Here is a 22,454-nt window from a genome sequence, read left to right as displayed (position 1 = left end):
TTACTTCGTGGGGACGGCGATCCGGTCCTCGACGGCGGCGAGGCCGATGTCGGTGCGGTAGTGGCTGCCGGGCAGCTTGATCGAGGCGATGCGGTCGTAGGCCTTGGCGCGGGCCTCGGCCAGATCGGCGCCGACGCCGACGACACTCAGCACGCGTCCACCCGAGGAGACCAGCGCACCGTCCTCACGCTGCGCCGTCCCGGCGTGCAGCACGGCGGCGGCGTCGTCCGGAGCGCCTTCGCCCGCACCGGTGATCACGTCGCCGAGGCGCGGACGGCCAGGGTAGTTCTCGGCGGCGACCACCACGGTGATGGCCGAACCGTCCCGCCAGCGCGGCGCGGCGACCTCGGCGAGGGTGCCGGTCGCGGTGGCGTTCAGCAGCTCGCCGAGCGGGCTCTCCAGCAGGGCGAGCACCGCCTGCGTCTCGGGATCGCCGAAGCGGCAATTGAATTCGACCACCGCGGGTCCGTCCGCGCCGATCGCGAGACCGGCGTAGAGCAGACCGGAGAACGGGCAGCCGCGGCGCACCATCTCGGCGGCGACCGGCTTCACCACGTCCTCGACGATGGCGGTAGCGATCTTCTCCGGCAGCCAGGGCAGCGGCGTGTACGCGCCCATGCCGCCGGTGTTCGGGCCGGTGTCGCCGTCGCCGACGCGCTTGTGATCCTGCGCGGGCAGCAGCGGCACCACGGTCTCACCGTCGACCAGGCAGAACAGCGAGACCTCCGGCCCGTCGAGGAACGACTCCAACAGCACCGGGTGACCCTGTTCGAGCAGTTCGGCGCCGTGATCGCGGGCCGCGAGCCGGTCGGCGGTCACCACGACGCCCTTGCCCGCGGCGAGACCGTCGTCCTTGACCACCCAGGTGGGGCCGAAACGATCCAGCGCCGCGTCCAGCTCGGCGGGGTTGTCGACGACCTCGCTGTGCGCGGTCCGCACACCGGCGGCCGTCATCACGTCCTTGGCGAAGGCCTTCGAACCCTCGATCCTGGCGGCGGCGGCCGACGGGCCGAAGCAGGCGATGCCCGCGGCGCGCACCGCGTCGGCCACACCGAGCACCAGCGGCACCTCGGGGCCGATCACCACGAGGTCGGCGGCCAGCTCGGTGGCCAGCGCGACGACCGCCTCGGCCGAGGACGGGTCCACCGGACGCACCTGCGCGTGCTGCGCGATGCCCGCGTTGCCCGGCGCGGCGTAGAGCGCGCTCACCGCGGGATCGCGGCGCAGGCTGAGGACGAGGGCATGTTCACGGGCTCCGGAACCGATGACGAGTACGCGCACGGCCAACAGCTTAGGTGAAGCGACTACCCGCCTCGTCGGGCATCGGCCTTCTGGTCGGCTCGCGTTCGGCATCCGTTCGCCCAGCGTTCGGCGACCGCTCGCCGTCCCCGCACGAATTCGATTGTCGCCTTTCGCCCCTCGCGGCCTCGCCCCGTGGATCATGGGTGGGGAGGGTTCGGACCATCCGCCGAACCGTCTCCCCCACCGCGAAGGACGTACAGATCATGGGTCTGATCGACGGACTGATGGGCAACGCCGGGCGCATAGATCCCGGCCAGGCACAGCAGGAGTACGGGAAGCTGCTCGGCAACGGCGAGCAGATCTACTCCGCCTACCTGCTGGTGCGCGACGCCCTCCTGTTCACCAACCGCCGCCTGATCTTGGTGGACAAGCAGGGCCTGTCCGGCAGGAAGGTGAGTTACCACAGCATCCCCTACCGCTCGATCACGCACTTCGCGGTGGAGACGGCGGGCACCTTCGATCTGGACGCCGAGCTCGTCATCTGGATCGCGGGCACGCACGAGCCGGTGCAGAAGCGGTTCAACCGGCAGGTCGACATCTACGAGGTGCAGGGCATCCTTTCCCACTTCGTCGCTGTGTAGCGCGCGGCCGTCCGCGGACTACGCTGCGGATATGGCTTCCGTCTTCAGTGCGATCATCGCAGGTCAGATCCCTGGTCGATTCGTATGGCAGGACGACGAATTCGTCGCCTTCCTGACCATCGCGCCGGTCACCCAGGGCCACACGCTGGTGGTGCCGCGCAAGGAAATCGACCACTGGCAGGACATCGACGCCGAGACCTTCGCGCGGCTCAACGGTGTCGCGCAGCAGATCGGCAAGGCGGTGCGCGCCGCGTTCGACGCGCCGCGCGCCGGTCTGCTCATCGCGGGCCTCGAGGTGCCGCACCTGCACGTGCACGTCTTTCCGGCCTACAGCCTCGGCGATTTCGACATCTCCGGAGCGGACCCCAACCCGTCGCCCGAGTCGCTGGACGAGGCGCAGGCCAAGATCAAGCAGGCGCTGCGGGATCTGGGTCACGGGGCCAACGTGCCGGACTGAACGGGTCGGCGCGAGGCACGCGCGGCGATGCGGGCAGTCGGCCGACGAGCAGCTGGACGGCTGGGCCGCAACGACACAGGGCGACGGCTCGCCCACAACCACACAGGGCGGCTCGCCCACAACGACACAGGGCGCTCGGTTTTCGAAACCGAGCGCCCTTTCCATTTTCATGACTGTTCAACGAACTGCTCTGTCCCGCAGGCGCACTGCTCTACACTTCTATGGGTAACCGTTCCGTTGCTCGAAGACGGCGTTCAGACTTTGCAGGTCCGCACGAAACGAGTGGTGTCATGGCCGATAACCACGGGCAGTTCCCCTCTCCGGCAACACCTTCGCGTCTTCTCCATAGGATCCTTCCCGGTCGCAGAAGACCCCTCGTCGCCGACCGACTATCGCCCGTCGGCGAAACGCACCGCGCGGAGCGCTGTTGATCCAGCGCCGAAGGTGCCTTCACTCCCCGCACTTTCGAATCTCCGCACGCCGCCCGGCCGCTCAGCGGTAGCCCTCCGTGACACAGGCACGCTCGGCTCCGCACCGAAACGGCGATCCACCGTCCGCGCCCGGACGATCGACGCACGTCGCAGTATGTCGACTTGCCGAATCGCAGGGTCCGCCGCGCACTTCTCGAGTTCCGGATTTCCCAACCGCCGTGGAGGGCAACGATGGTCACAGCAGTGGATTTCGCAGCACGACAGATCGACCCGCGAGCCATCCGGGACGCCGGACACGTCGCGGTGCTCTCCTACGTCTCCACCTCGCGCCCCGGCTCGAACTTCGGGGCCAAACCGCTCACCCGCGAGTACGCCGACCGCATCCGCGCCGCGGGACTCGACATCGTCTCGATCTGGCAGTACGGCAAACCCGGCAATCCCGAGGCTCCTTCCGACTACACCCTCGGCTTCGAGGGCGGCGCGCGGATGGGCCACGAGGCGAGGGAACGGCACTTCGCCGCGGGCGGGCCCGGCTACTGCCCGATCTACTTCGCCGTCGACGAGGACATCGACGAGCACACCTGGAACACCAAGGCGGTGCACTTCTTTCGCGGCGTGAACAACGCCATCGGCCAGGAGTGGACCGGAGTCTACGGTCACGACGAGGTGTGCCTGTGGGCGATTCGCGACGGCGTCGTCGGGCGGTCGACCACGCCGGGCCGGTATTGGGCCTGGCAGACCAAAGCGTGGTCGGAAGGCGATATCGCCGAGGGAATTTCGCTGTATCAGCGCATCGTCGACACCCCGTCGACACCCGGTCCCAAGATCGACGGCACCTCCGTCGACGTGAACGACATCTACGCCGCGGACTACGGGCAGTGGTCGATCGACCGCGCACCGAGGCCGGTGGCCAAACCCGAGTACGTCGAGCTCGATCGGATGGGCAACTCGCGCAGCAGCCGCCACGGCGCACGCGTCACGAACTTCCTGCTGCACACGCAGGAGGGCAACGGCACCGCGGAGTCGCTGGCGAACTACCTGAACAACACCGCGAACGGTGTCTCCTACCACTACACCGTGCGCGACGGCATCGTGTGCGACGTCGTCGACACCGACTACGCCAGCTGGAGCGTGCTCGACGCCAACCCGTTCACGATCAACCTGTGCTTCGCCGGATCCCGCGCCGGGTGGAGCAGGGCGCAGTGGCTGGAACGCGAGGACGATGTCCGGATCGCGGCGTGGCTCGCCGTCCAGGACGCACGCAAGTACGACTTCGAGCCGATCGTCATCCCGCCGCCGTACTGGCGCGGCGAGGGCATCTCGGACCACAAGTACGTCACCGAGGAATTGGGGATCGGCACGCACACCGACGTCGGCTACAACTTCATCTGGGACCGGCTGGAAACCTTCGTCAACGAGTACGCGGGCGGCGGACCCCCGCCCGGCCAAGCCAACGCCATCAACGACGCGGCCGCTGCCGCACCGTGGCTCGGCAGGCGGCTCACCCCGGGCGAGATCCCGACCCCGGACGGCGTCGGCCGCCGCGCCGAATTCGAGAACGGCCAGGTGTATTGGCACCCGAACACCGGCGCGCACGCCATCCCCACGCGGTTGTTCGACAAGTTCGCCGAACTCGGCTGGGAGACGGGCCCGCTCGGCTGGCCGATCACCGACCTGACCATCCTGACCGACGCCGCGGGCGCGCGCCTCGGCGAAGTCCAGGGCTTCCAGGGCGGCGCCCTCTACCTGCGGTACGGCGCCGACCGCCCGCCGGTCTGGGTGCACGGCGCGATCCGCGACCGCTGGAATCGCTCCGGTTTCGAAAAGGGCGCTCTCGGGTGGCCCCTCGCCGACGAGCAGTCCTTCGACGGCGGCGCCTTCCAGCGCTTCGAGCACGGAACCATCTACTGGCCCGGCCGCCGCGACACCCTCGCCCTGCTCGGCAACGACGGACCGGACACCCCTCTCCCCGACCGCGATTGAGAGAGCGCAGGGCACGCGCCGCACAGGATCGAACTGACGGCCTTTCGCTTACAACAACGACCGAGCCTCTACCACTGAGCTCAGCCGCGCAGCGGCTGCAAAAAGGGCGCCCGGTCCGGAGACCGAGCGCCCTCTGTTCGACGAGCCCCCTGTCAGGATTGAACTGACGACCTTTCGCTTACAACAACGACCGAGCCTCTACCACTGAGCTCAGCCGCGCAGCGGCTGCAAAAAGGGCGCCCGGTCCGAAACCGAGCGCCCTCTGTTCGACGAGCCCCCTGTCAGGATTGAACTGACGACCTTTCGCTTACAAGGCGAGTGCTCTACCACTGAGCTAAGGAGGCGAGAAGCGGTGCCAATCATAGCCGGGCTCGCCCGCCGCGTGACACCGGCTTTACGGTGTCACGCGGTGGCGGCTCAACGAGATGTCCCGGCGCAGTATCGGATACCGCGGGTCAGGACTGGGCGCCCTGCCGGGCCGCGTCATCGGCGGCCATCGCATCGCGCAGACTCTTCGGACGCATATCCGTCCAGTTCTTCTCTACGTACTCGACGCAGGCAGCGCGGCTGTCCTCACCGAACACGACTCGCCATCCGGCCGGAACCTCGGCGAACGCGGGCCACAGGGAATGCTGTTCCTCGTCGTTGACCAGGACGAAGAAGCGGCCGTCTTCGTCATCGAAGGGGTTGGTGCTCAATTTCACCTCACTGGATACTGGCGCTGTGTACGGGATCTGCTCCAGGGTCCGTCCGGCGCGGCGACCGTGCTGATCACGAGTCGTACACCGGAAGAACTCCCCGAGCGTTGTGTCGACCCTAGCAAGGGAGACGTTACGTGTAGGTGGTTACCTCAGGCGGCGAAGAAATCCAGGAGGATCTTGTTGACCGCCTCCGGCCGCTCCAGGTAGCCGAAATGCCCCGCGTCGGGGATCTCCTGGTAGCGGGCGCCGGGAATGGCGTCGGCCACCTCCCTCGTGAGGTACGGGGGGATCATCCGGTCGTCGGCGAATCCGACGCCGAGGCACGGCACCGAGATCGCGCGGTAGGCCTGCACCCGGTCGAAATCGTGGTCCATCTTGCGCTGGGCGCGGATGCCAGGGGTGACCGGTCCGCCGGTGAATTCGAACAGGTCGAGCCAGTCGCGCGCGGAGTTGGTGTTGGCCATGGTGGCGGGCGAAAGGTTCATCACGGCGGTCACCGCGGCCTCGTACTTCGCGGGCAGTTTGACGCCGCTGGCGTCGAGATCGTGTTCGCCGAGCGAGAGCGTCTTCTGGAACTGGTCGAGCCGCCCGTGCCCGGCCATGAAGACGGCCTTGCGCACCAGGTCGGGACGGGCGAGGGCCAGCTCCTGGGCGACGCGCGCGCCCATCGAGGTGCCGACGACCAGCGCGGGTCCCTCGTCCAGCAGTTCGATGAGACCGGCGGTGTCGGCGACCAAGTCATCGATGGTCATGCCCGAAGCCGCCTCGAAGGACGGCGCGATGCCGCGGTTGTCGAACGTGCAGACCCGGTATCCGGCGGCGACCAACGCGGGCACCTGGTGCAGTTCCCAGACCCGGCCGGGGCTGCCGGTGCCCATGATCATCACGACGAGCGGGCCGCCGCCCTTGACGTCGGTGCCCTTCGCCCGGTCGCCCTTGACCTGGTAATTGAGGGAGATTCCGTTCACCGTCGCCAGCGGCATTTGTGGACCCTTTCGTGTGGTTTATGCTGCGCCCCACGGTATAGGCATGGGGGTGAGGGTGCACCAGGCACTCGGGATAAGCGACATACTGGTGCGGCGGCGCCGATTCCATACCGTGAAGTGGCTCCGAGGCCTCGGGGGTCCAGCGTCGCTTACCATTGACTATTCGTACGCACGAGCGTAATGAGCCGGGAGGACAAGAAGATGGCCGCGAAGGGCAGCGCGAACGATATCGCGGACGACGAACTGGAACCACTCGCCGACGAGACCGCACGTCAGGCGCAGCGGGTCGTCGCGGCCTACGCAGAGGACGCCGACGAATGCCGGATGCTGCTGTCGATGCTCGGCATCGGCCCCAGCGGCCGCGGCGAGTAACGCCCGACCCCTCGCTCGACGACAACGGCGCCGTCGACTCGACAGATCAACTCCAACGCCGAATCAGCGACGCGTGACCGCGGCGAGAGCGACGGGCCCCGACCGGGAACCGCGTGACCGCGAAGACACCGCGAACGCCGCCAACCAAATAAGGATGCGTGAGTGGACCAGATGACCGAACAGCTGTCCGACGACTCCGAACACGCCCCCGAACTACCCGAACCCGAACCACAGGAGTCCGGCGCCCCGCGCGCCGTATCGATCGCTCCGGAGGGCGCCGGTTCGGGTTTTGTCGTTGTGGCCAACCGTCTGCCCGTCGATCTGGAGAAACTGCCCGACGGCAGCACCCGCTGGAAGCGCAGCCCCGGCGGCCTGGTGACCGCGCTGGAGCCGGTGTTGCGCAACAACAAGGGCGCGTGGGTCGGCTGGGCGGGCGTGCCCGACGTCGAGGTCGAGCCGATCATCGAGGACGGACTGGAGCTGCATCCGGTGCCGCTGTCGGCGCAGGAGGTGACCGACTACTACGAGGGCTTCTCCAACGGCACGCTGTGGCCGCTGTACCACGACGTGATCGTCCGGCCGACCTACGACCGCAGGTGGTGGGCCGCCTACGTCAACGTGAACCGCCGGTTCGCCGAGGAGACCGCCAAGGTCGCCGCCGAGGGCGCGACCGTCTGGGTGCAGGACTACCAGCTCCAGCTGGTGCCCAAGATGCTGCGCATGCTGCGGCCGGACCTGACCATCGGCTTCTTCCTGCACATCCCGTTCCCGCCGGTCGAGCTGTTCATGCAGATGCCGTGGCGGACCGAGATCATCGAGGGTCTGCTCGGCGCCGATCTGATCGGATTCCACCTGCCGGGCGGTGCGCAGAACTTCCTGTATCTGGCGCGGCGGCTCGCCGGGCAGCCGACCTCGCGCGGCACCGTCGGCGTGCGCTCGAAGCTCGGCGTGGTGCAGGTCGGTTTCCGCACCGTGCGGGTCGGCGCGTTTCCGATCTCGATCGCCTCGGCCGAGCTGGACGAGCACTCGCGTCGCCGCTCGATCCGGGAGCGGGCGGCCAAGATCCGCGCCGAGCTGGGCAATCCGAAGAACATCCTGCTCGGCGTCGACCGCCTCGACTACACCAAGGGCATCGACATCCGGCTCAACGCGCTGGAGGAGCTGCTGATCGACGGCCGGGTCGATCCCACCGAGACCGTGATGGTTCAGCTGGCGACCCCGAGCCGTGAGCGCGTCGAGAGCTACATCCAGATGCGCGGCGACATCGAGCGCCAGGTGGGCCGGATCAACGGCGAGTTCGCCAGGGTCGGCTATCCGGTGGTGCACTACCTGCACCGTCCCATCCCGCGCGACGAGCTGATCGCCTTCTTCGTGGCCGCGGACGTCATGCTGGTGACGCCGCTGCGCGACGGCATGAACCTGGTCGCGAAGGAGTACGTGGCCTGTCACAGCGGACTCAACGGCGCCCTGGTGCTCAGCGAGTTCACCGGCGCGGCCGCCGAACTTCGGCAGTCCTACCTGTGCAACCCGCACGACCTGGACAGCGTGAAGGACGCCATCGTCTCCGCACTGGAAGACAACCGCGACACCAAACGTCGCCGCATGCGCTCCCTGCGCCGCCAGGTCCTGGCCCACGACGTGGACCGCTGGGCCCGTGCCTTCCTGGACGCCCTCGCCCAGGACCAGGTGGCGGGCAGCGCTCTGCTGACCGACGAGGACGTCTACCCGGAGTCGGACAACCCCACCCGCTGACGCCCACAGCTAGTTCCCAGGAATCCTCCAGCGTCCTCGCAGACACGTGGCGCACCATGAACCCATGACTGGTGCGCCCGCGGAGCGGTCCCCCGAGGCCAGGGTGCTGGTGGTGGACGACGAGCCGATGATCCTCGAGCTGCTGTCGGTGAGCCTGCGCTACCAAGGCTTCGAGGTGGAGACGGCGACCGATGGCGCGCAGGCGCTGGACCGGGCGCGGAGCTTCCGGCCGCAGGCGATGATCGTCGACGTGATGATGCCCGGCATCGACGGCTTCGGTCTGCTGCCGCGGCTGCGCGCCGACGGCATCGACGCGCCGGTCCTTTTCCTCACCGCCCGCGACGACGTGCAGGACAAGGTGGCGGGGCTGACACTCGGGGCCGACGACTACATCACCAAGCCGTTCAGCTTGGAGGAGGTGGTGGCCCGGCTGCGGGTGGTGTTGCGCCGTGCCGGGCACAGCGCGCCCGCGAAGGAGAGTTCGCGCCTGCGCTTCGAGGACATCGAGCTCGACGACGACACCCACGAGGTGTGGAAGGCGGGCGAGCCGGTCGCCTTGTCCCCCACCGAGTTCACCTTGCTGCGGTACTTCATGGTCAATGCCGGAACCGTGCTGAGCAAGCCGCGCATCCTGGATCACGTGTGGCGCTACGACTTCGGCGGTGAGGTCGGCGTGGTGGAGACCTACGTGTCGTATCTGCGCAAGAAGGTGGACACCGGCGAGCAGCGCCTGATCCACACGTTGCGCGGCGTCGGCTACGTCATGCGGACGCCGCAGCGCGGGCGTCCGGGGCAGTGAGCGCGGATTCGGTGCACACCGAGGACGATCGGAAAGCGCCAGCCGCCAGCCGAACTCGGCCGTCGGAGCAGCGCCGCGCCGCCCGCGAGGCAGACCGCGCGAAACGGGCACGGGAAGCTCTTGGGCAGCGGCTTGCCGCGATTCCGCTGCGGGTCACGCTGGTACTCGCACTCGTGGCGCTGGCTGGGCTCGGCCTGGTGGCTTCCGGGATGGCGGTCACGTCGTCGCTGGAGATGTCGCTGCTGAACCGCACCGATCAGCAGCTGCGCGACGCCGCGATGACTCGTGTCCGGATGACCCGCCCGCCGCTGCCGCCGCCGAGTCCGCCGTCGGATCAGCGCAGCGCGCCGAGCTCGTTCTACATCTTCACCGAGAACCACGACGGCACCGGCTCTTTCGTGTTGCAGCCCTTCGACGTCGAAGCCGCCCCCGCGCTGCCGGATCCGCCGTCCCCGCGTCCGGTGACGGTGGGCTCGGCGGGCGACGCCGACGTCCAGTGGCGCGTGATAACCGTGCACAGCCACGAAACGACCACGACCATCGCGCTGCCGCTCACCCAGAACCAGGAGACCGTGCGGCGACTGGTGATGCTGCAACTGGTGATCGGCGCCGCCGTGCTCGCCGCCCTGGCGCTGGCCGCCTATTTCGTGATCCGGCGCAGCCTGCGCCCGCTACGCCGGGTGGAGAACATCGCGGCGGCCATCGCCAGGGGCGACCTGCACCGCCGAGTTCCGGTGCGCGGCACCAACACCGAGGTCGACCGGCTGTCCCGCTCGTTGAACGGCATGCTGGCGCAGATCCAGTCCGCCTTCGCCGCGACCGAGGCATCGGAGGCGGCGGCCAAGCGTTCCGAGGCGAAGATGCGCCGCTTCGTCGCCGACGCGAGCCACGAACTGCGCACCCCGCTCACCACCATTCGCGGTTTCGCCGAGCTCTACCGGCAGGGCGCGAACACCGATCCCGCGATGTTCATGGACCGGATCGAACGCGAGGCGCAGCGGATGGGTCTGCTCGTGGAAGACCTGCTGATGCTGGCCAGGCTGGACGCGCAGCGCCCGCTGGAAACCGGCACGGTGGATCTCCTCGCGGTCGCCAGCGACGCGGTGCACAACGCGCGCGCCGTCGCCGCGGCCGCCGACCCGGATGGTCCGCGCCGCCCGATCGCGCTCGAAGTGAGTTCCGGTTCAGGCACTTTGGAAATCCAGGGCGACGAGACCAGATTGCGCCAGGTGCTGGCGAACCTGCTGAACAACGCGCTCACGCACACTCCGCCGGACGCCTCGGTGACGGTCCGCCTCACCCCCGCCGACGACGAGGTGCTGCTCGAGGTGTCCGACACCGGTCCGGGCCTGCCACAGGAGGAAGCCGACCGCGTCTTCGAACGCTTCTACCGCACCGACACCTCACGCGCCCGCGCCAGCGGCGGCACCGGCCTCGGTCTCTCCATCGTGCAGGCGCTGGTCGTCGCGCACGGCGGTACGGTCCGCGTCACGAGCGTTCCCGGCGAAGGCGCCACCTTCACGGTGCGGTTGCCGCGCGAAGACGGTGCCCGCGACAGCTAGACGTGCCCGCGCGTAGCCCACAGGGCTCTAGATCGGCGTCACCGCATCGACGAGCCAGCGGTCGTCGGTCTTGTCCAGCGTGACGCGCACGCGGCTGCCGGTGGTCGTGCCCTGCGGCGACTCCTTGCTGGTGGTCACCTGGTTCAGGTAGAGCAGCACCACCGCGTGGTCGCGGTCGGCGGAGACGACGCCGCTCGCCTGGGTGGTGGCCTGCACGGTGAGCTGCTTCTCCTTGGCGCCCGGCGCGATGGCCTGGTTGATCAGCTTGAGGTAGTCCTCGCGGAAGTCGGCGGACAAGTTGTCCGCGGCCTTCGGCAGCTCGGTGTCCACATTGGTGAAGTTGTAGCTGAACATGGCCGAGACGGCTCGGTCGGCCGCGGTGACCGCGTCCTGCCGTGCCCGCTCTTCCTCCCAGACCGACCAGTACCGGTGTCCGTTGATGAACATTACGATCACCGCCGCCAGCGCCACCGCCCCCGCGACGCGCGCCGCGATCGAACCTCTTGTTCCACTCATGGCACGAACTCCACATTCGAGGCGGTCAGGCCGGAATCGGTGCGACTCACGGTGACCCGGAACCGGTAATACCGCGTCTGCGGCTCGGCCTGGCCCGCATTGGTCAGGGTTTGTTTGGCGGCGACGAGCACCTTCGCTGACTCGTCGGTGTCGCTTTCCACCGCCGCTTCGACGATCTCGCCGTTGGAGACGACCTTGGCCTGCTGCACGATGCTCAGGAACGGGTCGACCCGGCCGTCGAATTCGGTCTTGAACGGGCCGGAAGCCAGCGAGAGGATCCGATCGATGTCCTCCTTGGCGGAGTCGGCCCGGATGGTGGTCAGGTTCAGGATCGCCTGCCGCGCGGTCTGCACGTATTCGGTACGGCGCTCGGCGCGCTCCTCGGCGGCGTTCGCAGTAAAGGTCGTGTAGACGGCGCCCGTCCCCAGCACGAGTATCAATACGCTCGCGGCCGCCACTGCCAAGACGCGAGCGCGGCGCACCACGGTATTTACCACTGCGACGTCGTCCGAGTCGCCGGAATCGGCGGCGGTCTCGTCGGCATCTGCCTGCTTCGCCGCCTCCGACTTAACGAGGTCGACCGAGGGCGAACCGGCGGAATCCGAATCCTTCGCCGAGTCAGCCGAACCGGCATCCGAAGCCTCGCCCTTAGCCAGCTCGACGGAATCGTTGCTCCCGGCGCTGACACCCTTCGCCAGCTCGACCGAATCGGCGCTCCCGGCGCTGGCATCCTTCGTCAGCTCGACCGAATCGGCGCGCTTGGAGCTGACCTCCTGGCTGACGGAATCGGCCCCCTGCACTGACGACGCACTCTCGGCGCTGACACCCTTAGCAGTCCCAGCACTTCCCGCACTCGTCACCGCCGCGGCACCGACCCGCTCGGTGACCTTCTCCGTCACCGCGGACGCGTCCTCCACCGGCGGCCCCGCCGACCGACTGGCCCGCCTGCGCGTGCGATGTGCATCTCCGTTGATTTCACTCATCGTTGCTGCTCCTCGAACATCGCCTGCCAGCTGGACGGTACCGTGCCGGAACCACCGGGTCCGATATCTCCCTGTCGGTAGGTCCGGCCGTCGGGGCCGATGTAGACACCGGTAGCCGGATCGTAGGACTTCGCCGCCGCGGGCGTGCTGTACGACGCGGGCGCGACCTCGGTCCCTTCGGGCTCGGACCCGCTCGCGGGCGCCACCGGCTGCGGCGGGCCGAACGGCGGGTTGTCGCCCACCGGCACGTAACCGGTACGGCACAGCTCCGGCGTCGGCGCGCGCACGCCCGGGTACTCCATGCACGGCGTGTTGCGGATGCCACGCACCTCGATGGGCGAGTCCTGCGGGATCTTGCAGTAGAGGCCGGGCGGCGTGTCGACGATATCCAGTTCGCTCGGCGAGCGGCGCTCGTCTTCGGGCAGGAAGCCGGTGGTGCAGGCGGGCGGGTCGTTGACCGTCGCCATGAAGTCGACGAGCACGCCGTATTCGACCGGGCCGCGCACCGCGGTCATCAGCGCTGCCACCAGTGGCGGGTACACGACCAGGATCTGTTCGAGTCCCGCGTGGTAGATGTTGGTCACCTGACCGACGCTGACCAGGTTCGAAAGCAGCAGCGGCAGTGTCGGTTCCAGATCCTGGAACTGCGCGGTCACCCGCCGCACGGCGGCCGGGCCTTCGCGCAGGATGTTGGTGAGCGCCGGGTCGTGCGCGCGCAGCTGATCGGTGACGGTGGCCAGGTCGGCGGTCCACGACCGGATCGCCGCGTCCGAGCGGATCTGGGTGTCCAGCAGCGGACCGATCTGCTCGATCAGTTTCTTGGTCGGCTCGCTGCTGTTCTGCGCCTCCTGCACGAGCAGCGAGGCCGAGTCGATGAAGCGCTGCAGATCCGGTCCCGCGCCGTTGAAGGCGCGGAAGGCCTCGTCGATGACCTGACGCAACCGCGTGTCGGCGACGCTGGAGAGCAGGCGATCGGTCTGGTCGAGCAGCGTGCCGACGTCCTGCGGCAGCTTGGTGCGATCCTGCGGAATCACCGCACCCGCCGCCAGATTGCCGCCCTTGGGGCTCTCCGCGGGAATCAGGTCGACGTACTGTTCGCCGATCGCCGAGACACTGCGCACCCAGGCGTCGACGTCGGAGGGGATCTTGTAGTCGCTGTCGATGGACAGCTTCGCCTCGACGCCGTCCGGCGTGAGCCGGACCTCTTGCACCTTGCCCACATTGGTGCCGCGATAGGCCACGTTGGCGGTCGGGTAGAGGCCGCCGGTCGCGGCGAGCTGCACGGTGACGTCGTAGCGCCCGATGCCGAACATGGCGGGCAGCTGTACGTAGGTGCCCGCCATGATGGTCAGGCCGATCACGGTCAGCACGGCGAAGATGCCGAGCTGCACGCGGACGAATCGGGTCAGCTTCATCGGCCCGGACTCCCTTGCGGCGCAATGTTTCCCGCTCCCGGCAGCGGCACGGTCAAACCTGGAATGGCGGGCAGACCGGGTATCGGCGGCAAACCGGGGATGGTCGGCGTCGGCTGGCCCGGGGCGGGCGTCTGCAGCGGGCCGGTCGCCGGGTTGCCGCTGTCGCTCGCGGTGGGCGGGGCGAAGCTGCCGACCACGCCCTCGACACCTCCGAACCGGCCGCCGAGCGGGGTACCGGTGAGCCAGTTGGAGTCGAGGCGCTTGGCCGTCATGTCCACCGTCATGAACAGATTCAGGTAGTCACCCTTGATCGCCTTGTCGAGGTTCTTCATCGGGAACGGGAAGGTGAGCAGGATCTTCAGCGACTCGATGAGGTTGTTTCCCGTGTCGGACAGCTGCTGGAGCACCGGCTCGAGGTTAGCGAGGTTCGCCTTCAGGTTCTCCCCGCTCATGCTGACGACCCGCTGGGTCACGTCGCTCAGCTCACCGAGCGCGGTGATGGCGTGGGTGATGTTCGCCCGCCGGTCGGCGAGCACGGTCAGCGCCGGGTGGATGCGCTCGATCGCGCTGCCGAGGACGTCGCGCTGCTGCGCGAGCTGCCCGCCGAGGCGGTCGAGGCCCTCCAGCGCGGCGATGATGTCGCCGGTCTGCGCCTGCAGGTTGGTGGTGAGCTCGTTCAGCTGCGGAAGCAGGTCGCGGATAGCGTCCTCGCGTCCGCTCAGCGCGGCGTTCAGCTCGCGAGTGATGGTCTCGAGCTGCGCGACGCCACCGCCGTTGAGCACCACTGACAGCGAGGAGAGCACCTGCTCGGTGGTCGGGAACGCACCGGCCCGATCCAGCGGGATGACGTCGCCCGCCTTCAGCTCGCCCTCCGCGGGCACGTCGGTCGGCGGACCGAGTTCGATGTGGTTGCTGCCGAGCAGACTGGTCTGGCCGATCTTGGCGACCGCGTTGGCGGGCAGTTTCACGTCGGGGTTCAGCGAGACGGTGACCAGCGCGTGCCAGTTCTCCACCTCGATGCCGGACACCGTGCCCACCGGGACGTCGTGCACGCGCACCGGCGAATTCTGAGTCAGCGTGGTGACATTCGGCATCTGGATGCGGATTTGGTAGGAGCCCTCGCCGGTGCCTTCGGCGCCCGGCATCGGCAGCGAGTTCAGTCCGTCCCACTGGCAGCCGGTGGCGCCGAGGGTCAGCGCGACACCCATCGCGAGGACGGCCGTCTTCCGCAGCGGTCGCATCATCGCCCTCCTCCCGGAATGGCCAGGCCCGCAAGGCCACTCGGCACGCTGATCGGCGCGGGCTGCGGTGTCGGCGCGGGTGCGCGCTCCTCCAGGCTCGGCGGGCTGTACGTCAGCTGGTTGGGGAAGGCGTGCACCCCGGTGGCCGGGTTCGCCATGATCGGCACGTAGTTCATGGCCAGCGAGTCGATGACCGGCGCGAGATAGGTGGCGCACAGATCGGCGGAGCGATCGGAATCGTTCTCCTCCAGCGCGCGCACCGAGCCGCACAGGAAGCTCAGCGGGTCGGCCGGGTTGTTCAGCGCGATCGCGCCGGTGACAGTGCCCTGGGCAGGCTTGTAGAGCTGGTAGAAATTCACCAGCGCCGTCGGGCCCGAGTGCAGCACCCGTTCCAGCTCGGGGCGCTTGTCCACCAGGATCTGGGTGACCTCGGCCAGTCGCTGCACGCCCTCGGTGAGCTCGGCTCCGCCGCCGTCGAGGAAGCGCTTGACGTCGGCCATCGCGATATCCAGATTGTCCAGTCCCGCACCGAGATCCGACGAGACGCCGGCCAGCACCGAAGACACCGAGGCGAGCCTGCCGCCGAACTGAACGATCTGCTCGTTGCTCGCCGAGAGCACCTCGACGAACTGCTGCAGGTTGCGGATGGTGCCGAACAGGTCGGTGCGCCCGTCGGAGAGGGTGGTCAGGGTGGCCGAGAGTTCGCGCAGGGTCTCGCGCATCCGGTCGCCGTTGCCGTCCAGGTTGTCCGCCGCGGTGTTGACGAAGCGTCCGAACGAGCCCTGCTCGTCGTCGCCGACCGGGCCGAGAGTAGTTGCCAGCTTGGACAACTCGGCCTTGATGTCGTCCCACTCCACCGGGACCGCGGTGCGCTCGATCGGAATGGTCGCGCCGTCGGTCAGCTTGGGTCCGCCGGTGTAGGCCGGGGCCAGCTGGATGAAGCGCGCCGAGACCAGCGAGGGCGAGATGATCACCGCGCGCGCGTCGGCGGGGATGTCGATGCCGCGATCTATGGTGAACTCGACCCTGACCTGTTCGCGGCCGGGCTCGACCTTGTCGATCCTGCCGACGTCGACGCCGAGCACCCGCACGTCGTCGCCGACGTAGAGGCCCGTGGTGGACGGGAAGAACGCGGTGACTGTCGTGGTCCCGATCTTGGTGATGCCGCGGTACGTGCCCGCGAGCACCAGCGCGGCGACCAACACGCCCGTGAGTATCCACACCCAACGAGGGGCCTTCTGAACTACTTTCGGCATTTTCATCGCGGCGGCTCCTGGACCGCAGGCCCGATCGACGGGGGCGGATTCAAGAAGAAGTTGCGCAGGTCGTCGGGCAGGTGCTGCGGCCACACCAGCGCGTCGACCAGAGGCTGAAGACCGACAGAGGTCGCGTTCACCACGTAGGCGTTGAACCACGGGCCGTTGCCGACCTGCTCGCCGAGTGCGGCGGCGAACGGGCCGAGACCGTCGAGAGCCTTGGTGAGGTTGTCGCGGTTGCGCTGCAGCAGACCGAGCACCGAATTCAGCCGGTCCAGTGCGGGTTTCAGCTGCGCCTCGTTGTCGGCGACGAGGCCGGACAGCTGCTGGGCGAGCCCGTTCACGTGCACGATCAGCTGCGAGATCGCGGTGCGGCGGCGGTCCAGCTCGCCGAGCAGTTCGTTGCCGTCCAGCAGCAGCGCGTTGATCTGGCCGCTGCGGTCGGACAGGATCTTGGTGACGTTCTGCGCCCGCCGCAGCAACTCGGACAGCGCCTCGTCCCTGGCGTTGATGGTGCGCGAGAGCTGGGTGACGCCGTCCAGTGCGGAGCGCAGCGGGGCCGGGGTGTCGGCGAAGGTGGCCGAGAGAGCGTCCAGGGTCTCGTCGACCTTCTGCATATCCAGGCCCTGGACCGTGCCCGCCAGATCACCGAGCGCCTCGTTGAGCGAGTACGGCGAAGTGGTGCGGTCCAGCGGGATGGTGTCGTCGCGGCGCAGCGCGCCCCCGCCTTGCGGCAGCAGCTCCAGCGACTTGCGGCCGAGCACGGTGTTGGTCTTGATGGCCGCTGAAGTCTTGTCCCCCAAGATGATCGACTCGTCGAGGGTGAACTTCACCAGCACCTTCGCGCCGTCCAGCTCGACGTCGTCGACCCGGCCCGAGCGCACGCCAGCGACCTGCACCGGGTCGCCGGGCACCAGCCCGCCCGCGTCGGCGAAGTAGGCGGTGTAGAGGGCGCCGCCGCGGATGAACGGCAGCCGGTCGAATTGCAGCGCCGAGAGCGCCACCGCTATCGCGACGACGATGCCGACGATGCCGATCGTCACGGCCGGAGATCGCTGCTCGTTCATTCGGGGGCACACCTTCCCGTCTCCTGCCCGCCCGGCATGTTGATGTGCAGCGGCTGTCCGTTCGGCCCGTCGATGATGAAGTTCGTGCTGCATACGTAGAGCGCGAGGAACGAACCGTAGGAACCGATGCGGATCAACTTCCGGTAGGTCTCCGGCAACCGTTCCAGCACCCACTGGACGGTGTCGGAACCGTTGTCCAGGTTGGTGGCCAGTCGACCGGTCTGCTCGATGGTGCCGCGCAGATCCGGCCGGGCCTGCGCGAGCAGGTCGGTGAGATCGCCGGTGGCGCCCGCGATCCTCGGCAGCGCGTCACCGATCGGATCCCGGTCGGCGGCCAGCCCGCTGACCAACCGCTGCAATTCGGTGAGCGTGGTGTCGAACTGCTCGCCGCGCTCGTCGATGGTGGCCAGCACCGCGTTCAGGTTGTCGATGACGCTGCCGATCAGCGCGTCGCGCTCGCCGAGCGTCTTGGCGAACGAGCCGCCGCTGTTGAGCAAGGAGACCAGCGTGCCGCCCTGGCCCTGGAAGATCTGCAAGAGCGCGTTGGTGAGATCGTTCACCTGACCGGGGTCCAGCCCGCGCAGCAGCGGTTTGAAGCCGCCGAGCAGCATGTCCAGATCCAGCGCGGGCGAGGTCTTGTCCTTGCCGATGGTGCCGCCCTCGTGCAGCTTTTGGGCCGAGCCCGGCCCGGCGAGGAGTTCCATGTACCGGTCGCCGACCAGGTTCTCGTACTTGATCGTCGCGCGGGTGCTGGTCAGCAGCTGGTACTTGCGGTCGACGTCGAACTCGACGTGCGCCAGGTTGTCCTTGCCCACCTTCACCGAGGTGACCGAGCCGACCGGCACGCCTGCGATGCGCACTTTGGCGCCGGGCAGCATGCCCGAGGAGCTGGTGAATACGGCGTGGTACCCGTACTCCCGCGCGAAACGCATCTGGCTGAACACGATGACAAGTCCGGCGAAGACCAGCGTCATCACCAGGGTGAAGATGGTCAGCTTCACCGTCGTCGCGGTATTTCTCACGGCGCGCTCACCCCCGGCAGCCCGGCGAACAGCAGCTGGAACACCTTGGGGCCGTTGAATTCGATCTTCATCGACGGCACGTAGGGCGCGCCCTCGTTGGTGTCGGTGACGACGTAGTTCGCGTGGCTGCCCGGCACCCGGTCTTCGAGCCCCTCGCAGCGCGGGCCGCCGGTCGCGTTCACCTTCGGCAGGTCCTCCGGATACTTGTACGGCTCGGCGCCGAACATGAAGTTGGTGTTCATCGTGACGCCGGGTTGCATGCCGCCGAACATCGCGTCGGCGACCGGCATCAGCCGTCCGATCGCGTTGATCATGCAGTGCAGACCGGGGACGTACTCCTCGAGCAGCCCGGTGGTCGGGCGCAGCAGATCGAGCGCGGTGCCGAGGTTGTTCTCGTTCTCGCGCAGCACCGAACCCGTCGTGTCGGCGAGGCCGACCACGTTGGCGAGCACGTCGTCGAGGCCCTGCCGCTCGTCGACCAGCGTCTGGCTGGTGGTGACCGCGTTGTCCACGGTTCGCAGCAAATCACCAACGGTGTCCGCGTAGATGTTCGACACTTCGGCGGTGGCCGCGAAATCCTGCTGCAGCGTCGGCAGCGTCGGGTTCATCTCGCGCAGGTAGACGTCGAGGTTCACCAGCAGCTCGCCGAGCGTCTCGCCGCGGCCCTGCAGCGCGGTGCCCAGCGCGGAGAGTGTCGCGTTCAGCTTCTCCGGCTCCACCTTGGCCAGCACGTCGGACAGGTGCTGGAACAGCGTGTTGAACTCGACGGTCACCTTCTCGGCGACGACGGTCGCGCCGGGCTTCAGCGAATTCGACGAAGGCTCTTCCGGCACAACGAAGTTGACGTACTTCGCGCCGAACACGGTGGTCGACCTGATGTCGACGCCCGCGTTGGCGGGCACCAGCTTCAGCATCTCGGGATCGAGCGCCAGCTTCAGCCGCGCGCCGTCGGCCTGCTGGGTGACATCGGCGACCCGGCCGATCTCGACGCCACGCACCTTCACTTTGGCGTCGGGGTCGAGCACCAAGCCGCTGCGCGGCGCTTCGACCAGCACCGTGGCGGTCTTGGTGAACCCGCCGACGAACATGGTCAGCGCGATCGCGACCACCGCGACCAGCACGAGCACCATGGCGAGGCCGGCGAGTTTGTACTTGAACTTCTCCATACCGCCTACCCGGAAAGATGGAAGTTGCCGGAGGTGCCGTAGATGGCCAGCGAGATCAGCAGGGTCACCGTGACCACCGCGACCAGCGAGGCCCGCACCGCGTTGCCGACCGCCACACCCACGCCGACCGGGCCCCCCGCGGCGTAATAGCCGTAGTAGGTGTGGATCATCATGACCGCCAGTGCCATGAAGATCGCCTGGGCGAAGGACCAGAGGATGTCGCTCGGGATGAGGAACGTCGAGAAGTAGTGGTCGTAGACGCCCGCCGACTGCCCGTAGATCACCACCGTGGCGAACCGGGCCGCCACGAACGAGGCGATCACCGCCAGCGCGTAGAGCGGCACGATCGCGATCATCCCGGCCAGCACCCGCGTCCCCACCAGATACGGCACCGGGCGGATCGCCATGACTTCCAGTGCGTCGATCTCCTCGGAGACCCGCATGGCGCCGAGCTGCGCGGTCGAACCCGCGCCGATGGTGGCCGCGAGGCCGATGCCCGAGATCACCGGCGCGGCGATGCGCACGTTGATGAACGCGGAGAAGAAGCCGGTCAGCGCCTCGACGCCGATATTGCCCAGCGAGCTGTAGCCCTGCACCGCGATGGTGCCGCCCGCGAACAGCGTCAGGAACCCGACGATCACCACCGTGCCGCCGATGACGGCGAGCGCGCCGGTGCCCATGCTGATCTCGGCGATCAGCCGGATCGTCTCGGTTCGGTAGTGGATGAGGGCGCGCGGCATGGAGGCCAGCGCCTGCCCGTAGAACACGGCGTGCTTGCCCACCGAGTCCAGCGAATCCGATATCCGGCGCACCCGCCGCACCGCCCGGGGGAAGCGGGACTGGATCACGAAGGCCATCGCGTCACCGCACCGTGAACTTGATGCCGACGGCGGTGACCACCACGTTCACCACGAACAGGGCCATGAAGGCGAAGACGACGGTCTGATTCACCGCATCACCGACACTCTTGGGACCGCCTTTGACGTTCAGGCCGAGGTAACAGGCCACCAGTCCGGCGATCAGCCCGAACAATCCGGCCTTCACTTCGGAGATGATCAGCTCGGGCAATTTGGTGAGCAGCGTGATGCCGTTGACGAACGCGCCGGGGTTCACGTCCTGCAGATAGACGGAGAACAAGAATCCGCCGACGATGCCGATCGTGCACACCAGGGCGTTGAGCAAGAGCGCGACGAACATCGAGGCCAGCACTCTCGGCACCACCAGCCGCTGGACCGGGTCGATGCCGAGAACGCGCATCGCGTCGATCTCTTCCCTGATGGTTCGAGCGCCGAGATCCGCGCAGATCGCGGTGGCGCCCGCGCCCGCCACGATGAGCACGGTGACGATCGGTCCGACCTGGGTGACCGTGCCGAACGCCGCGCCCGCCCCGCTCAGGTCGGCCGCGCCGATCTCGCGCAAAAGAATGTTCAGCGTGAAGCTCACCAGGACGGTGAACGGGATCGCGACCAGCAGGGTCGGCACGATGGACACGCGCGCGATGAACCAGGACTGATCGATGAACTCACGCGCTTGAAAAGGCCTGCGGACGCTCGCGCGGGCGACTTCCGCGGTGAGTTCGAAGAACCCACCGACGGCCCGCAACGGGACAGCAAGGACCTCGTTCATCCGCGATCCTCCTAGCTCAACTGCACGTACTGCTGCATGGCGCGACACGGCACCATGGCCGCGTCGCCGGATTGATTAGAACATGTTCACATGGTCGTCGTGCGGTTTTCTTCACATTTGAACTGCACGTTTTCTAGATGACGGCCCTCGAATATGAAACGTGTGTCATACGAAGGCGGTGACCCCGTTGTGAGGAGTCACACACCATCACCATGTCTACCAAGTGCCGGACTCATGATCAACAGCTGGACAGTTGATCAGTTGTTTCCTCGCCGATCGCGGCGATCGCCCAAGCGCTCAGCCGAGTTCGGTCAGCGAAGAGGCCGAGAAGGTCTGGCCCGCCGGTCGCTCGGCGAAGTAGCCGGAGAGCGTGTCGGCGAGATCGCCGGAGTCCCAAGCGTCGCCCGCGGCATCGAAGCGCCGCTCCACGACGGGCGCGGCCATCAGCGCCACCATCGGTCCGTAGACCACGAACAACTGCCCGTTGACCGAGTCGGCCGCGGGCGAGGCGAGATAGGCGACGAGCCGCGCGACGTGATCGGGCGAGAGCGGATCGACACCGGCCTCGGGAGCCGCGCTGAACACCGCCTCGGTCATCGCCGTGCGCGCGCGGGGCGCGATCGCGTTGGCTCGCACGCCGTAGCGCGACAGCGCCCGGGCGGCCGAGAGAGTGAGGGCGGTGATGCCCGCCTTGGCCGCGCCGTAGTTGGCCTGGCCCTCGGGGCCGAGCAGGCCCGCCTCGGAGGAGGTGTTGATCAGGCGGCCGTAGACCGGCGCGCCCGCCTCCTTCGACTTCGCGCGCCAGTAGGCGGCGGCGTTGCGGGACAAGAGGAAATGGCCGCGCAGGTGGACCGCGAGCACGGCGTCGAAGTCCTCGTCGGACATGTTGAACAGCATCCGGTCACGAGTGATGCCCGCGTTGTTGACCACGATGTCCACGCTGCCGAACGCCTCGTTCGCGGTGCCGATCAACGCGTCGGCCGTCGAGCGTTCCGCGATGCTGCCCGCGACGAACTCCGCCTTGGCGCCGAGCGCCCGGATCTCGGCGAGCGTCTCGGCGACCGCGTCGGATTCCGCGAGGTCGTTGACCACCACCGACGCGCCCGCGCCCGCCAGTGCGAGCGCCTCGGCCTTGCCGAGTCCCGCGCCCGCGCCGGTCACGATCGCCACACGGCCCGCCAAACTCAGATCAGTTTCGTTCACCGGCCCGACTTTAGAACGTGTTCCAACCTACTG

General features: G+C 68.1%; 21 protein-coding genes and 1 tRNA gene. 7 read left to right on the top strand and 15 right to left on the bottom strand.

Annotation, left to right across the window (positions count from 1 at the left end; translation table 11 throughout):
- The gene (purD, locus tag T333_RS05835) at positions 1 to 1,281 is read right to left on the bottom strand and encodes a phosphoribosylamine--glycine ligase (RefSeq protein WP_357246320.1); all 1,281 of its coding nucleotides are present in this window, start codon (positions 1,279 to 1,281) and stop codon (positions 1 to 3) included.
- Between the two features lie 224 nt (positions 1,282 to 1,505).
- Here purD and T333_RS05830 point away from each other — a divergent pair, with 224 nt between their 5' ends.
- From T333_RS05830 to T333_RS05820, 3 genes are all read left to right on the top strand, one after another.
- Positions 1,506 to 1,883: a PH domain-containing protein gene (locus T333_RS05830; RefSeq protein WP_355000557.1), complete on the top strand. Its 378-nt coding sequence runs from the start codon at positions 1,506 to 1,508 to the stop codon at positions 1,881 to 1,883.
- Positions 1,884 to 1,914: 31 nt separating this feature from the next.
- Positions 1,915 to 2,340: an HIT family protein gene (locus tag T333_RS05825; protein ID WP_097247837.1), complete on the top strand. Its 426-nt coding sequence runs from the start codon at positions 1,915 to 1,917 to the stop codon at positions 2,338 to 2,340.
- Positions 2,341 to 3,002: 662 nt separating this feature from the next.
- Positions 3,003 to 4,754 (top strand): glycoside hydrolase domain-containing protein, encoded by a 1,752-nt coding sequence (locus T333_RS05820; protein WP_496423848.1) that lies wholly within the window; start codon positions 3,003 to 3,005, stop codon positions 4,752 to 4,754.
- Positions 4,755 to 5,026: 272 nt separating this feature from the next.
- Here T333_RS05820 and T333_RS05815 read toward each other — a convergent pair.
- From T333_RS05815 to T333_RS05805, 3 genes are all read right to left on the bottom strand, one after another.
- Positions 5,027 to 5,098 (bottom strand) — tRNA-Thr (locus T333_RS05815).
- Between the two features lie 111 nt (positions 5,099 to 5,209).
- Positions 5,210 to 5,452, bottom strand: a complete 243-nt coding sequence (locus tag T333_RS05810) for an MbtH family protein (protein WP_011207082.1) — start codon at positions 5,450 to 5,452, stop codon at positions 5,210 to 5,212.
- Between the two features lie 152 nt (positions 5,453 to 5,604).
- The gene (locus T333_RS05805; protein WP_355000346.1) at positions 5,605 to 6,438 is read right to left on the bottom strand and encodes an alpha/beta fold hydrolase; all 834 of its coding nucleotides are present in this window, start codon (positions 6,436 to 6,438) and stop codon (positions 5,605 to 5,607) included.
- 183 nt (positions 6,439 to 6,621) lie between these two features.
- Here T333_RS05805 and T333_RS05800 point away from each other — a divergent pair, with 183 nt between their 5' ends.
- From T333_RS05800 to T333_RS05785, 4 genes are all read left to right on the top strand, one after another.
- The gene (locus T333_RS05800; RefSeq protein WP_067791289.1) at positions 6,622 to 6,813 is read left to right on the top strand and encodes a hypothetical protein; all 192 of its coding nucleotides are present in this window, start codon (positions 6,622 to 6,624) and stop codon (positions 6,811 to 6,813) included.
- Positions 6,814 to 6,975: 162 nt separating this feature from the next.
- The gene (locus tag T333_RS05795) at positions 6,976 to 8,565 is read left to right on the top strand and encodes an alpha,alpha-trehalose-phosphate synthase (UDP-forming) (RefSeq protein ID WP_355000347.1); all 1,590 of its coding nucleotides are present in this window, start codon (positions 6,976 to 6,978) and stop codon (positions 8,563 to 8,565) included.
- A 64-nt stretch (positions 8,566 to 8,629) separates the two neighbouring features.
- Positions 8,630 to 9,364 carry a response regulator transcription factor gene (locus tag T333_RS05790; RefSeq protein ID WP_496423847.1) on the top strand — a complete coding sequence of 245 codons (735 nt, stop codon included), beginning with the start codon at positions 8,630 to 8,632 and terminating at the stop codon, positions 9,362 to 9,364.
- Positions 9,365 to 9,504: 140 nt separating this feature from the next.
- Positions 9,505 to 10,926, top strand: a complete 1,422-nt coding sequence (locus T333_RS05785) for a sensor histidine kinase (protein WP_496424150.1) — start codon at positions 9,505 to 9,507, stop codon at positions 10,924 to 10,926.
- A gap of 27 nt (positions 10,927 to 10,953) precedes the next feature.
- Here T333_RS05785 and T333_RS05780 read toward each other — a convergent pair whose 3' ends face one another.
- The 11 genes from T333_RS05780 to T333_RS05730 form a co-directional block, all read right to left on the bottom strand.
- Positions 10,954 to 11,442 (bottom strand): h domain protein, encoded by a 489-nt coding sequence (locus T333_RS05780; RefSeq protein ID WP_496423846.1) that lies wholly within the window; start codon positions 11,440 to 11,442, stop codon positions 10,954 to 10,956.
- Positions 11,439 to 12,425, bottom strand: a complete 987-nt coding sequence (locus T333_RS05775) for an Rv1363c family protein (protein ID WP_496423845.1) — start codon at positions 12,423 to 12,425, stop codon at positions 11,439 to 11,441. Before T333_RS05775 ends, T333_RS05780 begins: the two co-directional genes overlap by 4 nt.
- Positions 12,422 to 13,840, bottom strand: coding sequence for an MCE family protein (locus T333_RS05770; RefSeq protein WP_355000351.1), 1,419 nt, complete (start codon positions 13,838 to 13,840; stop codon positions 12,422 to 12,424). Before T333_RS05770 ends, T333_RS05775 begins: the two co-directional genes overlap by 4 nt.
- Entirely contained in the window at positions 13,837 to 15,081 is a 1,245-nt protein-coding gene (locus T333_RS05765) for an MCE family protein (protein WP_355000352.1), read from the bottom strand. Before T333_RS05765 ends, T333_RS05770 begins: the two co-directional genes overlap by 4 nt.
- Positions 15,081 to 16,337, bottom strand: coding sequence for an MCE family protein (locus T333_RS05760; RefSeq protein WP_496424149.1), 1,257 nt, complete (start codon positions 16,335 to 16,337; stop codon positions 15,081 to 15,083). The genes T333_RS05765 and T333_RS05760 overlap by 1 nt, the downstream gene beginning before the upstream one ends.
- 2 nt (positions 16,338 to 16,339) lie before the next feature.
- Positions 16,340 to 17,404, bottom strand: coding sequence for an MCE family protein (locus T333_RS05755; RefSeq protein WP_355000354.1), 1,065 nt, complete (start codon positions 17,402 to 17,404; stop codon positions 16,340 to 16,342).
- Positions 17,401 to 18,426 (bottom strand): MCE family protein, encoded by a 1,026-nt coding sequence (locus T333_RS05750; RefSeq protein WP_496423844.1) that lies wholly within the window; start codon positions 18,424 to 18,426, stop codon positions 17,401 to 17,403. Before T333_RS05750 ends, T333_RS05755 begins: the two co-directional genes overlap by 4 nt.
- Complete coding sequence (locus T333_RS05745; protein WP_357246337.1) at positions 18,423 to 19,592, bottom strand: MCE family protein; 1,170 nt, start codon at positions 19,590 to 19,592, stop codon at positions 18,423 to 18,425. The genes T333_RS05750 and T333_RS05745 overlap by 4 nt, the downstream gene beginning before the upstream one ends.
- 5 nt (positions 19,593 to 19,597) lie before the next feature.
- Entirely contained in the window at positions 19,598 to 20,449 is an 852-nt protein-coding gene (locus T333_RS05740; protein WP_355000357.1) for an MlaE family ABC transporter permease, read from the bottom strand.
- A gap of 4 nt (positions 20,450 to 20,453) precedes the next feature.
- Positions 20,454 to 21,218, bottom strand: coding sequence for an MlaE family ABC transporter permease (locus T333_RS05735; RefSeq protein ID WP_067791272.1), 765 nt, complete (start codon positions 21,216 to 21,218; stop codon positions 20,454 to 20,456).
- Positions 21,219 to 21,515: 297 nt separating this feature from the next.
- Positions 21,516 to 22,421 carry a 3-oxoacyl-ACP reductase gene (locus tag T333_RS05730; RefSeq protein ID WP_496423843.1) on the bottom strand — a complete coding sequence of 302 codons (906 nt, stop codon included), beginning with the start codon at positions 22,419 to 22,421 and terminating at the stop codon, positions 21,516 to 21,518.
- Positions 22,422 to 22,454 lie beyond the last annotated feature (33 nt).

It is taken from the genome of Nocardia sp. CNS-044 (assembly GCF_059570515.1).
Note: the sequence above shows the minus strand (reverse complement) of the source record. Positions and strands in the feature narration are given on the sequence as shown.

Coding starts and splice junctions, on each gene's coding strand:
- T333_RS05775 (WP_496423845.1), bottom strand. CDS start 12,425: ATGAGTGAAATCAACGGAGATGCACATCGCACGCGCAGGCGGGCCAGT.
- T333_RS05825 (WP_097247837.1), top strand. CDS start 1,915: ATGGCTTCCGTCTTCAGTGCGATCATCGCAGGTCAGATCCCTGGTCGA.
- T333_RS05805 (WP_355000346.1), bottom strand. CDS start 6,438: ATGCCGCTGGCGACGGTGAACGGAATCTCCCTCAATTACCAGGTCAAG.
- T333_RS05745 (WP_357246337.1), bottom strand. CDS start 19,592: ATGGAGAAGTTCAAGTACAAACTCGCCGGCCTCGCCATGGTGCTCGTG.
- T333_RS05780 (WP_496423846.1), bottom strand. CDS start 11,442: ATGAGTGGAACAAGAGGTTCGATCGCGGCGCGCGTCGCGGGGGCGGTG.
- T333_RS05755 (WP_355000354.1), bottom strand. CDS start 17,404: ATGAACGAGCAGCGATCTCCGGCCGTGACGATCGGCATCGTCGGCATC.
- T333_RS05790 (WP_496423847.1), top strand. CDS start 8,630: ATGACTGGTGCGCCCGCGGAGCGGTCCCCCGAGGCCAGGGTGCTGGTG.
- T333_RS05830 (WP_355000557.1), top strand. CDS start 1,506: ATGGGTCTGATCGACGGACTGATGGGCAACGCCGGGCGCATAGATCCC.
- T333_RS05800 (WP_067791289.1), top strand. CDS start 6,622: ATGAGCCGGGAGGACAAGAAGATGGCCGCGAAGGGCAGCGCGAACGAT.
- T333_RS05820 (WP_496423848.1), top strand. CDS start 3,003: ATGGTCACAGCAGTGGATTTCGCAGCACGACAGATCGACCCGCGAGCC.
- T333_RS05760 (WP_496424149.1), bottom strand. CDS start 16,337: ATGCCGAAAGTAGTTCAGAAGGCCCCTCGTTGGGTGTGGATACTCACG.
- T333_RS05765 (WP_355000352.1), bottom strand. CDS start 15,081: ATGCGACCGCTGCGGAAGACGGCCGTCCTCGCGATGGGTGTCGCGCTG.
- T333_RS05740 (WP_355000357.1), bottom strand. CDS start 20,449: ATGGCCTTCGTGATCCAGTCCCGCTTCCCCCGGGCGGTGCGGCGGGTG.
- T333_RS05735 (WP_067791272.1), bottom strand. CDS start 21,218: ATGAACGAGGTCCTTGCTGTCCCGTTGCGGGCCGTCGGTGGGTTCTTC.
- T333_RS05770 (WP_355000351.1), bottom strand. CDS start 13,840: ATGAAGCTGACCCGATTCGTCCGCGTGCAGCTCGGCATCTTCGCCGTG.